Annotated in this window: 16 protein-coding genes; 1 reads left to right on the top strand and 15 read right to left on the bottom strand. The window is 28.3% G+C overall.

The features are described from left to right. Position 1: 1 nt before the first annotated feature. The 6 genes from xseA to AACL07_RS02080 are packed head-to-tail and all read right to left on the bottom strand — an operon-like array spanning position 2 to position 4,626. Entirely contained in the window at positions 2 to 1,078 is a 1,077-nt protein-coding gene (gene xseA / locus AACL07_RS02105) for an exodeoxyribonuclease VII large subunit (RefSeq protein ID WP_338982852.1), read from the bottom strand. Positions 1,079 to 1,112: 34 nt separating this feature from the next. Beyond that, a complete protein-coding gene (locus tag AACL07_RS02100) occupies positions 1,113 to 1,496 on the bottom strand; it encodes a transcription antitermination factor NusB (protein ID WP_338982850.1) in 384 nt (127 codons plus the stop codon). A 24-nt stretch (positions 1,497 to 1,520) separates the two neighbouring features. After that, positions 1,521 to 2,528 (bottom strand): hypothetical protein, encoded by a 1,008-nt coding sequence (locus AACL07_RS02095; protein ID WP_338982848.1) that lies wholly within the window; start codon positions 2,526 to 2,528, stop codon positions 1,521 to 1,523. A gap of 18 nt (positions 2,529 to 2,546) precedes the next feature. After that, complete coding sequence (locus AACL07_RS02090; RefSeq protein ID WP_338982846.1) at positions 2,547 to 3,440, bottom strand: deoxyribonuclease IV; 894 nt, start codon at positions 3,438 to 3,440, stop codon at positions 2,547 to 2,549. Positions 3,441 to 3,446: 6 nt separating this feature from the next. Continuing rightward, entirely contained in the window at positions 3,447 to 4,331 is an 885-nt protein-coding gene (locus tag AACL07_RS02085) for a riboflavin kinase (RefSeq protein WP_338982845.1), read from the bottom strand. Continuing rightward, entirely contained in the window at positions 4,318 to 4,626 is a 309-nt protein-coding gene (locus tag AACL07_RS02080; RefSeq protein ID WP_338982843.1) for a hypothetical protein, read from the bottom strand. Before AACL07_RS02080 ends, AACL07_RS02085 begins: the two co-directional genes overlap by 14 nt. Positions 4,627 to 4,703: 77 nt before the next feature. Here AACL07_RS02080 and plsY point away from each other — a divergent pair, with 77 nt between their 5' ends. Continuing rightward, positions 4,704 to 5,483, top strand: a complete 780-nt coding sequence (gene plsY / locus AACL07_RS02075; RefSeq protein WP_338982841.1) for a glycerol-3-phosphate 1-O-acyltransferase PlsY — start codon at positions 4,704 to 4,706, stop codon at positions 5,481 to 5,483. A gap of 28 nt (positions 5,484 to 5,511) precedes the next feature. Here the strand turns inward: plsY and AACL07_RS02070 are convergent, their stop codons facing one another. The 9 genes from AACL07_RS02070 to AACL07_RS02030 are packed head-to-tail and all read right to left on the bottom strand — an operon-like array spanning position 5,512 to position 11,796. Next, positions 5,512 to 5,733, bottom strand: coding sequence for a YneF family protein (locus AACL07_RS02070; RefSeq protein ID WP_422397427.1), 222 nt, complete (start codon positions 5,731 to 5,733; stop codon positions 5,512 to 5,514). Between the two features lie 56 nt (positions 5,734 to 5,789). Next, positions 5,790 to 5,972 carry a DUF896 domain-containing protein gene (locus AACL07_RS02065; protein WP_338982836.1) on the bottom strand — a complete coding sequence of 61 codons (183 nt, stop codon included), beginning with the start codon at positions 5,970 to 5,972 and terminating at the stop codon, positions 5,790 to 5,792. After that, positions 5,959 to 6,798 (bottom strand): Pr6Pr family membrane protein, encoded by an 840-nt coding sequence (locus AACL07_RS02060; RefSeq protein ID WP_338982834.1) that lies wholly within the window; start codon positions 6,796 to 6,798, stop codon positions 5,959 to 5,961. The genes AACL07_RS02065 and AACL07_RS02060 overlap by 14 nt, the downstream gene beginning before the upstream one ends. A gap of 5 nt (positions 6,799 to 6,803) precedes the next feature. Beyond that, positions 6,804 to 7,760, bottom strand: a complete 957-nt coding sequence (locus AACL07_RS02055; RefSeq protein ID WP_338982832.1) for an ROK family protein — start codon at positions 7,758 to 7,760, stop codon at positions 6,804 to 6,806. A gap of 28 nt (positions 7,761 to 7,788) precedes the next feature. Beyond that, complete coding sequence (gene rsgA / locus AACL07_RS02050) at positions 7,789 to 8,907, bottom strand: GTPase RsgA (RefSeq protein WP_338982830.1); 1,119 nt, start codon at positions 8,905 to 8,907, stop codon at positions 7,789 to 7,791. Continuing rightward, positions 8,894 to 9,475 carry a YqeG family HAD IIIA-type phosphatase gene (locus tag AACL07_RS02045; RefSeq protein WP_338982828.1) on the bottom strand — a complete coding sequence of 194 codons (582 nt, stop codon included), beginning with the start codon at positions 9,473 to 9,475 and terminating at the stop codon, positions 8,894 to 8,896. Before AACL07_RS02045 ends, rsgA begins: the two co-directional genes overlap by 14 nt. A gap of 13 nt (positions 9,476 to 9,488) precedes the next feature. Continuing rightward, the gene (locus AACL07_RS02040) at positions 9,489 to 10,319 is read right to left on the bottom strand and encodes a hypothetical protein (RefSeq protein ID WP_338982826.1); all 831 of its coding nucleotides are present in this window, start codon (positions 10,317 to 10,319) and stop codon (positions 9,489 to 9,491) included. A gap of 12 nt (positions 10,320 to 10,331) precedes the next feature. Continuing rightward, positions 10,332 to 11,267 carry a Holliday junction branch migration DNA helicase RuvB gene (gene ruvB, locus AACL07_RS02035; RefSeq protein ID WP_338982825.1) on the bottom strand — a complete coding sequence of 312 codons (936 nt, stop codon included), beginning with the start codon at positions 11,265 to 11,267 and terminating at the stop codon, positions 10,332 to 10,334. After that, on the bottom strand, positions 11,257 to 11,796 hold the full coding sequence (locus tag AACL07_RS02030) for a hypothetical protein (RefSeq protein ID WP_338982823.1): 540 nt from the start codon (positions 11,794 to 11,796) through the stop codon (positions 11,257 to 11,259). Before AACL07_RS02030 ends, ruvB begins: the two co-directional genes overlap by 11 nt.

Below are 11,796 nucleotides of genomic sequence, written 5' to 3'. Positions count from 1 at the left end.
CTTATTTTACCTCTTCAATTTTTAATGTCACTTCACCATCGGCCATTTTAATTTTAATTTCTTTAACTTGTTTTAAATCTTTTATATTTTTAATAGTTTTATTATCTGCTGTGTCAAAAATAAGTGAAAATCCCTTATTTAAAGGCCCATACGGGCTCAACAATTCTACTTCACGACACATTGCACTGAATTGTTGTTTAACATTGCTTAACTTATTGATTAGCGAATCTTCGGCTTGATCTTTTAGATAATTAATATTTTCAATAAAACTATCTAAATCAATTGAAGATGCAACTGCAGCCATCGTTGGAGTTGACACTCTTAAATCAGATACTGAATCAGATAAAGTTGTGTCTGTTTCATGGCCAATACAAGAAATGATTGGAATCTTAGAATTATATATTGCTTCAATTACCACTTCTTCATTGAACGCTCACAAGTCTTCATAACTTCCGCCACCACGACCAACTAGTAAAACGTCAATGTTTAAATTAGATTTATTTGCTTCATTTATTTGCTTTGCAATATCAAACTTTGCTTCTTCACCTTGGACCAAAGCTGGGAATAAATATATATTTGCAATTGGGAATCTTTTTTTAATTGTTGAAACAATATCTTCAACGGCAGCTCCAGTATCTGAAGTTATAACTCCAATTGAATTTGGTGTTTTTGGGATTTGTTTTTTTATTTTGTCATCAAAATAACCTTTTTTTTCATAACTAGCTGATCTTTCGTCATAAAGTTTATTTAGGGTACCTTCGCCCTCTTTAATAATATTGTTAACTGATAAAGTTAATTTATTAAATGGCGGATAATAACTCAAACTACCATTTGCAACAATCTCTGTCCCGTCCTTTAAAACGTCTAATACATATTTTGTTACATTTGATTTTCAAATAGCACAATCAATTTTTGCTTTTGAATCTTTTAATGAAAAATAGATATGAGAATTATTTTTAATAGTTAGGTTTGAAATCTCACCTTTTATTTTTAATCCTTTAAATAAATAAGATTCTTCAACAAAGCTTTTTAAATTTAAGCCAAGTTCTGAAACTGTAATCACATTTTGTTCTAACATCTAAGTACCTCTATATTATTAACGTCACAAAAATTTAAAATGAATCTAAAATTGGATTCAAAAACTTGGGATCGATTGAAGGTGCATATTTTCTAGAAATGTCTAATGAAGCATCAATTACAATTGCTTTAACATTTTTAATTTCTAGAATTTCATGCGCACCACAAATTAGTATTGCTTTATGCAATGGTGAAATTCTCTCTCAAGTTCATTTATCACCCAATAGTGGTTCAATTTTTTCCGCATAAGCTTGAATATTTTCGAGTAAATAAATTAAGTTCTTAGATTCAGTTTCGTCTAATTCAACTTGGAAACCGTCTAATACTTCTTGTATTGATTCACTACTTGTTTTTGACAATAAAAAAAATCGATAAATTATTTGTATAAAACTTTCTCTTTCTACTTTTCTAGTTTTCATAACTATCGATCTCCTATTAATTTTTTAAAGAATAATTCTTATATCTGAAACAAATCCCTTTTCAATCTTGTCTTCAGTTACAGAAGTTTTATCTACTACTTCAATATTGAATAAGTTGGTTTTTACATCAACGTAAACATTTCAACTTCCACCGCTTTCATTTGTTCACATTGCATCCATTATTGCTTCAACAATATCATTTTTTTCATCTATGCTCTTTTGCATTGTTAAGAACGAAGTAATGCTGTCAACATTTTCTTTTTGGAAGTATTTAACGGTTTCTTCTTCAGGTTTCTCACCTTTAAATAAAACCTCTGACGAGTTTAAAGTTTCAAATTTTTCTCTTCAGACTTTTGGTTCATGATTTTTAATATTGTATATTGATTGAGATATTATTAATTCATAAATTTGACTTGAAATATTGCTTGTTCACATTTTTATTTCTTCTGGATCAGTCATCGTATCAATGGCTTTTCAATTCATTGCTAAATAAACTGGAATATTTATTGGTGAAACAAGTTTTTTATCATTGGTCAGACCGTCTGTGAAATAAGTTTCTTTCTTTACATCTTTGTTCAAACCATAAAATGATTTTCCATCTTTTATTTCAATATTTATTGTATTAATTTCGTCCAATACAAAAAAACCATTCTCATCTTCGACAAGATTAATATCACCATCAAGTCCATTTGAAAGTTTGTACCCATGTTTTCCGTCAGTAGTTAGAAAATTGAATGCTGCAACTGCATCTTCTCTAGGCGTAAAAGAGTTAGAAATTTGAAAGTAAATTGCTTCTTCAACTGCTGATAATTCAACTTTTGTTTTTCCTGCTCCTTCGTTATCTTTAGAAACAAAATCACCCCTATAAATTACGAACTTTTCTCTACGTGTTGCGTTCATTATTGAAGCAATTGGATCTTCAGAATTAAATCTAAAATACTTTGGGTTTGTCTCGTTGAAACAAGAAACCAAAGTTATAGATGGAACAATTACAATTGTTGAAATTGCAAGTATAGATAAAAGTTTTTTCATGTACTCTCCGTTTGTCTACTATATTATACTAAATACTTTCGTAAACTTACCACTATAAAGCATTTCGATTTCTTCTTTATATGGTGCAGTTTTTTTATCATTGACTCAAGGTGTTTCTAAAATTATTGGAATATTTAAAAAACGCTTGTCGTGTGTAATTTTATGGAGTGTTTCAAATCCGATATAACCATACCCAATGTTTTGGTGTCTATCTTTCCTTGCGTTTAATGGGTTTTTTGAATCATTCAAATGAATACATCATAATTTGTCTAAACCTACTAGTGTGTCAAAGCTAGTGATAATTGATTCGTAATCATTTACTAAATCATATCCAGCATCATTCATATGACAAGTGTCAAAACAAACCCCAACTCTACTACTGTCTTTTAAGTTATCAAATATAAATTTGAAATCTTCAAATGTAGTACAAATTTCAGTTCCTTTACCACTCATTGTTTCGAGTGAAATTTTAACTTTTGAAGTTTTAGTTCTTTCAATAACAATGTCAAGTCCTTTTACAAGTTGTATAAGTGCATCTTCTTTTTTAGCTCCAACTGAAGCACCAGGATGTAAAACAATATTTGTAATCCCTATTTTATCTGCCGCTTCAATTTCTTTAACCATTAGTTCAATTGAATAGTCAAACGTTGATTGTTTAACTGTGTTTGCCATGTTAATTAAATATCCTGCATGAACAATTAATTTATCTATATCAAATTCATGCTCTTCAAGCATTTTTTTGAATTCAGGTATGTTTATTTGTTCTGAATTGGCTTTAAATGCGTTTTGAGGTGGACCAGTAAAAATCATAAAAGTATTTGACTTATAAGAAATCGATTCTTTCACGCTGCCTAATAAATAACCGTTTTGTTTGTTCATTGATACGTGAGAACCTAAGTATAGCTTTGACATATATATTTATCCTTTTGAATAACTTTTAATTTTGTTGATATCTTCTTGTATAAGTTTAATCATGTTTTGATCAGTTGTGTACGGAACATTTTCTCTAACAAATATTTTTGGTGTTACTACTAGTTTTCAACCATAAATCTCTGTATTGAATTTTTCAATATTTGTTTCAAATACAAAAAATTCATCATTGTTTAGTGAAATGTAAAATGCGTATCCATTGTATGTTTTGTCAGTATGTGGGATATAGACCTCAACACCGTATACTCCGTATTTCAATGGTAACTTTGTATCGTATTTTAAGTTAGCTGTTGGATACCCAAGAGTTCTTGCTTTCTTTGTTCCTTCTGCAACACGACCTTCTAACATAAAATCAACAAATGTTAATTTTTTGAAAAGCTTAAAGTTACATGTATTTAAAGAGTTTATTACTTTTGCAATGTATTTGTCACCACTAACCGTTGGAACAAATGTGTGTCTTTCGTTTTGGTGTTCTTCTAATCATTTTTCATTAAATACATGATCTAGTTGAAAATTTTTTGATAATAGAAAGTGATCGATTTTTAAGAATTGGTTAAGATTTGCAACGATCATATCATCTTCTAATCTCATTGTTTGGTGTAGGTAATAGAAAAATATTTCATCAACTTTATAATATCCAGCTTTTTCAGTTAGGTTTTTTTCAACTAAAAAACCGTGCATATTTTCATCTGTGATTGGAACAAAAATTACTGATTTTTTCTTTTCTTTTCTTGCGGTTTTTATTAATTGTTTTACTAATGAATCCTCTTGATCAGATCAATTAAATCAATCCCCTACTGCAGCAATTGAATTTTCACGTCATAACATTATTTTTGTTAACGGGCTAAAATGTATTACATTAATTTTTGACATTATCTAGTTCTCCTAATTTCTTTTTCAACATCAATTTTTTAAATTCATGAGTCATTATATCTGTTTTTATCTTATTTAAAGGTTCTCTAAATTCGGGGTTTTCTCCACGTTTATTAACTAAGTGTATATAAACTATAAAACCAAAAATTGGTAATAAAAATCATCACCTTAGTCCCTTTCTTTTTTTACCTTCTAATCTAAGTTCTTCTTTGGTTAAAATGTCTAAGTTACTATCTATAATTTCAATTTCTTTTCTAGCTTGTTCATCAGACATATTAGTTATTTCGTTGTACATAGTTCACTCCTACAAGATATATATTTTTTAATATTATACCTATTTGATTATATATAATACTTATATATGAGGTAAAAATGATTTTAGGAACAATAATAGCATCGATAATTGGGTATTTATTAGGTAGTATTTTATTTGGTAAATTACTAGTTCACATAATTGCTAGAAAAGATTTAAGTGAAATTGGATCTGGGAATTTAGGTGCTACCAATGCATCTAGAGTAATCGGTAAAGGTTGAGGGTTTGCAGTATTTGCATTAGACTACCTTAAGATAATTATAACAGCATTAATAGCTGTTGGAATTTGCGCAATTCCAAGTGATCTTTTTAAGGACACATTAATATTTATCCCTGCTGCATTTTGTTTTATTGGACACATTTACCCTATCTTTAATAAGTTCAAAGGTGGTAAAGGGGTTAGCTCAATAAGTGCATTATTATTTGTTTACAATTGAATGTTTTCTTTCTTATTTATGGCCATATGATGAATAGTTTTATTAATAGTTAATAGAATTAGCTTATGTGGTATAGTTTCAATTATTATTTTTGGTATCCTAACTTGAATCCCCACTCTAAGCATGTTGGATTCTTCACTAGCTTATAACTTTGATTCAACGTTGGCTTATGAAAGTTCAGCTAACCCTATGCTATTTAATATCTTTAATGGTATAAAAATTAATTTAGGGTCAGATGTTTTAGATAGTTTTATAATTAATAATGCAATATTTTGTATAACAGGAATTATTGTTATTGTTAAACACATCGAAAACATTAAACGTTTATTAAACGGAACTGAACCAAAGTTCTTAAAATGAAGAGATAAAGATTTAACTAAAAACGAAATTAAATCAGAATAAAAAAAATCACATAGTTATGTGATTTTTTTTATTTACCTGCGTTTCTTTTAAAGGCACTCATTGTTCTTTTGATATCAGTTTCAGATGGTTTTCTACCCATACTTTGGTACATTGCTCTAATTTGTTGTTCGTTAATTGGTGGGTTGTCTTTTAATTGTTTTTTAAAAATACTTCTTGTAATAAAGAATCCAATAATTCCACCGAATATTATCATAACAATTGCAATAATTAATACTCCTCATCATGCCATCATAATGTCAGTTCTCCTACTTGTCATTTATATTTTAAACCAAAAATCAAATCTAATTATTTTTTGTTATCAACTTTAACAACTTTTATACCTTTTAATTGTTGTTCAAAACCAGATCTAAAATCAATTAAAAATTCTTCTCTTAGTTTTTTGTGCTCTTCTTGCTCTGTTGTTGTAAGAGGTCTTTCTTTCTTTAATTTTGCAAGTTCATTAATTCGGTCAATTTTAATTTGTTCCATGTTCGGTTCTACCTATTCTTTTTGAAATAATAAAATTATATAAAGTTGATAGCGTCACACCAATTGTTGCAATTGCAAGTGCGGCTACAATAAATAGTCATCAACTATTTTTCATATCCAAGAATGGATATTGTGCAGTATTTTCGTATGTAAACCCTTCTAAGGCCATTACGCCTTGTTTTGCGAAGGAAAACACACCGTACCCAATTGGATAATATAATGACTTTCAACTATCTTCTTTGAAAAATAATTTAGTTTGTTTTACCTCTTTAACTTTTAAAAATAACAAAACATATATAACCGACAATATTGGCCCTACCGTGTGTAAAAACTCATTTCTTATTCAATAGAATGTTGTTCATTCTTTGTATTCTCCATTTCCAATTGAAATCGGAAATAAAATACCATTGTAAATTAATGCAGTTGTTGTCAAATAAATTATCACAAACAATGACGCATTTGTACTTGTTAGCTTTTTCTCGTGTTCATTAAAATTATAGATCGCAGCATAAATCAATCAAGCAGCCATTAGCAAATTTGATTGAATTGTAAAATAAGATAAGTCTCAAAATACAATTCTAAAGTAGTCAACTAGTTGTTCTCCGTTTTTATTTTCATAAATAAATTGTTGATACACATCGTGTTTTGGGATGTTTATACAATGGTCAATGATGTCGTATAAAACAAAAAATATAATTAGCATTGTAATTATTGCCTTGAATCAAAATTTTCAAGACTTAACAAAATCAATGATATTTTTTTTGTTTTTGAAAATATCATTTGCAACATCAGGTAATCCATTATTGTTTGTGATTATTTTGTTCATAATTTTTATTTACCTATAGCGTCAACTAAGTTCAACGCGTATAACCCTGCACCAATCAAGATGTTGTCAGTTGGGATTGTTGAAAATATTATTTTTAGGGAATCTGTAAAGTTTTGAAGAACATGTTTTGCAATTATTCTTTCCAGAATTTTAATAATTATTGGACCCAATTCCGCAACTGGACCACCTATTATAATTACCTCTGGATCCAAAGCCATAATCATCGTTGACATATGTCTAGCGATTGGACTTAATGCTTTAGAAAGTAAGTCATAAATTTCAATTGGAGCATTTTCTTCAAAGTATTTCTTTTTGATTTCGTCCAATTCTTTAATTGGGCCGTCAAAATATTTTTTAATTGTAGAGTCTTCCGCTTCAATTGTTTCGTTAAATAATTGAATGATTCCTTTTTTAGATGAAAGAGCTTCAACACAGTTTGGGATTCCACATTCACATCTATATTTATCTTGTCAATCTGTACCACCATGTCCAAACTCACCAGCATAACCGTTTTTACCAGTATAAAGCTTTCCATCCAAAACAACAGATCCCCCGATACCTACACCTACGTAGTAAAACAAGATGTTTGTATATTGTTTACCTTCACCAATTCAAAATTCTGACAGCGCCATAGCGTTTGCGTCATTTATAACCATTACTGGTTTTTTAAATATTTCTTCTGCCTCTGATCTGATATCATAGTTAATTCAGTTCATGTTAGCAGAGTTTTTAATTATACCTTTATCGTGGTCAACAAAACCAGAGACAACTATCGAAACCTTTTGAACGTCATCTTCAATTGACAACCCCATTCATTCAAATTTTTCCGAAACACTATCATAGATGAATTGTCAAAAATTTCTTTTTTCAATTTGAACATCGAATATTGATGATAATTTACCTGTAGCATCAACCATCCCAACACGGGCAACTGACCTACCAATTTTTATAGCAAGAACCATTCTTCATTCTCCTTCATTAGACAAATAATTAATTAAATAAATTATACCAAATAAACTCGTTGTCTTGGTAATGAGTTGTACTATTCACGTAATTGGGGAAAATGGTATCCAGTGTAAAAATAAAATCATTTGTTGATCTTAGGATTACTCAACCAATGTCTGCAATATATAAAACAAAGTCTTTATCTGCTTTTACTTTAAATTCTTTTGAATCAAGCTTTTCAACCTTAAAATTTTTTAAATAATCGTGGTTAACTATATTATTTGTAAAATAATTTTCTAGATTGCTATTTTTTGTTCTGTGAATATTTGATGTTTTTGAAGTGTAAACGTGTACATTTACTTTTTCTTGTGAAAAAATTGAAACTCCAAACAAGGAATCGAACGCAATTGAATGACCATCATTCAATTGAAACGTATATTGTTTAATTCTCTTCTCGGGATTGAACTCACGCAACATTGTTGGGTTTATTTTATTTAAAATTGAAAACTCTCTAGAAAAACCAGGAGTATCAAATACCATTTTATTCTCAATTGATAGTTTAATTATTTTTTCTGTTGTGTTTGGGATATATGACTCAACAATTTGATTTTTGTTGTAAAGTTCTTTTAACATTGAATTGATCATAGTTGATTTACCACTGTTAGAGACACCGACAAAGTATTGTTTCTTATCAGAACTCATAACTACTTCAATTAGTTCACCTATGAGCTTCTGTGAGCTATTGTTCATTATTAAAAACATTGGTTCTTTAAAACCTATGCCCTTAATAAATTCAATAAAGTAATTTGTAATTTTTTCAAGATTTGAAATATCTCTAAACAAATCAACTTTATTTATAATGAAAACTGTCTCAACTTTATTTTTTAACAATCTATCTAATATATTTTTGTTCATGCTTGTATGTAAATTGAATAAGTCAACTATGTAATAAATTCTTGAATTTATTGAATCTTCAAGCACATTGTCAATTATTGTATTTATCTCGTTTGTATCGATTATTTTTTTTGTGTACTGTCCATAGTTTTTTAATTTAAAACACGATAAACAATATTTATTTTTTTCATCTAAAACAAAACCATTATTGTTTTCATTTGTAGTTTGTAGTTCAACCCCACAACCTAGACATGTTTTAAAGGATTTCATATTTTTCACCAAGTTCACCCTCTGTATAAAAACCTTCATGCAGAATGTTTTTTTGCTCTAAATTTTTCAAAACAATATTTTCAAATCAGTTTGTAATTTTATTACCCTCCGAAGAACGTTTCAATGGAGTTACTAAAATTGATTTTATGTAACATCTATTGGCAAAAAATATATCTGTAATCAATTGATCGCCGATCATAATTATTTCGTCCTTGTTGAAGTTGAATTTCTTTTGAATGTACGTCATTTTTGAAGTAAGTGGTTTTTTACAGTCTCAAAAATAATTTGCAACTTCTGCTTTTTTTGAGAAGTTCTCAACCCTACTTCTAATGTTGTTTGAAAATAGTACAAACTCAATTTCAGATAACTTAATAGCCTTTATAAATTCAATTGATTCCTTTGATGGCATTCTTTCTGAAAACGAAATTAGAGTGTTATCTAAGTCACAAATGATTAATTTTATCCCACTACTTTTTAATGATGCAATATTTATTTTTGAAACATTTTCAACATATAATGATGGTTTAAAATAGTTTAAAAATATTGATTTTTGTTTATTTTTTGCCATTCGATCTCCAGACTTATGTTGTTGAAATTTGTTTAAAGAACTTCAATATCTCAGCAACCATTAAAACGTCATTGTAACAATGATCTCTTGCTTCTTTTATATATTGTCCTAGTTTATTAAATTCTTCTACACTAATTTTAGCATGCTCTATTGAATAGTATTTATATGCATTAATACATATTTCATAAATTCCTGTAGACTCTGGTTTTAACTTTTCATTTTTACCGTATCAATTAATTAATTTTTTTGAAGATTGCAGTTCAATCACTTTTTCTGTCGTAGTCTCATCAAAGGGTGTTCCGTCTTTTTTAAGATTACTAAATTTTGTAAATTTAAGTAGTCTATAAATATCAAACATGTTTATAGATTTATCTCTATTGAAAAAACTTAACCCTTGAGCAATTTTGGGGTTAACATCGTTTTCCAATCATAAGTTAATTAGCTTTCTTTCAGCACTGGTATCTGCACAAATAATTGTTTTAATATTTTTTCTTTTGCATACATTCAAAAAACTATTAACAAGCGCTTTGTAATTTTTTTCAAAATTATATTTCTTCTCTTTGTAATTTCTTAGTATATCCATATGCTTGACTGCAGTTTGGTTATTTCTGAATATCAAGTCCTTAAAATTTCTAATGATTGAAAATTGTAAAAGAAATACTTTGTCATCATTTCTTTGAATGGCCAATGTATCTTCGTAATCAGTTTCTTTTGGTTTGTGTGAAGCATTTAAAAATTCGCAGTCTAATATTAAAGCTGGAAACTTAATGTTTGAGAGTTCTTGGGTAATGCCTTGTATATCAATGTTTAAAAATTGATGTTGGTTTAAATTTTTTTTCAACATATAGAAATGATATTACAAATTTGTTAATAAATTAAGACCTTTTTCAGTTATTGTCCTACCTTTGCTGGATTTGAAGATTAAACCCAGTTTAATCAAAGTCGGTTCAACGTTTACAATTATTGTCCTGACTGGTATGCCTGTGATTTGAAAAATGGTTTCAACGCCGTATGATTTACCGTCATTTAATACCAATAGGTAATCTAAATCGATTTGGTTTAAGCCATATTTTACAATTCCAATCCTATTTAAAATAGAATATATTTTTTCACCTGTTAATTCTCCTTCGGAAATTAGTAAATAATCATTAACTCTTTTTAACAAATTTATTGCAACCCTGGGATTATTTTTACAATGCATCGAAAGAATCTTTGCACACGTATCATCAAGGTTCATCTTTAATTTTTGAGATGTTAGTTTAATAATCATTTCCATTTCCGATTCAGTGTACTCTTTCAAATAGAATTGAATTGGAAACCTGTTTAATAACGGTAATGGTACCTTGTGAATTTCTGTGGTTGCAGCAATCAATGTAAATTTAGGAACTTTAATTGTTATTACCTTTGAATTGTACTCCTTACCCACCATTACGTTGATCACGTTGTCTTCCAACGCCGGGTACAGCACTTCTAGTATAGAAACATCAACTGCATGAATTTCATCAATGAATAATATATCATTTTCCTTCATTGTTGTTAATGGAGAAATTAAATCTGATGGTTTATTTAATGTTGTTCCGTTAATAAAAGTAATCTTTTTGTCCATTTCATTTGCAATCAAAAATGATAAACTTGTTTTCCCACAACCGGTAGTTCCGAAAAATAGTACATGATCTAACGCCATTTGTTGTTGCTTTGCTGATTTGATAAAGATACTCAAGTTATCAATTATATTTTTTTGGCCTATGAAATCTACAAACTTTTTTGGTCTAAAAATGTTATTAAATTTCATTGGATGAAATATTGATAATTAGATTTTTAATATATTCGTCAATTGAGTTTGATTTCTCAACATGTCGAATGGCGTTGTAGATTTGATTTGTTTTATATCCGAGTTTTTTTAAACTTTCGATTACCTTTTTATCTTTAGAAGTTTTTTTGATATCAAAAAAATATTTATTTAGTTCTTCAATTAGAAGTTCAACAAATGATATTTTTAAATTTGTTTTTTCTATAATTAAATTTATATTCAAATTTTTAATAACATTTTGTAGTTCAATTAAATCAAAATTTGTAAGCAATTGTCTGATTATTGTTTCACCAACTCCAGGTATTTTATATAAAAATTGAATTAATTTTGTAACTTTCTCATCTGATGAGAAGTAGTTAATTTTTGTATAGTCATTACTCTGTTGAAATAAGAAAAACTTGTTTGTTTCAATGTGTTTATCAAAACAAACCCCCATGTATCCAAGGTTATTTAACTCAATGACAATATTGTAATTATCTATTTTTATTTTATCTGCGTTTATGTAGTACAT

This window comes from Spiroplasma endosymbiont of Othius punctulatus (assembly GCF_964019505.1).
Classification (GTDB): Bacteria; Bacillota_I; Bacilli_A; order Mycoplasmatales; family Mycoplasmataceae; genus TIUS-1.
The sequence above is the reverse complement of the archived record's forward strand: the minus strand, read 5'-3'. Positions and strand labels throughout refer to the sequence as shown.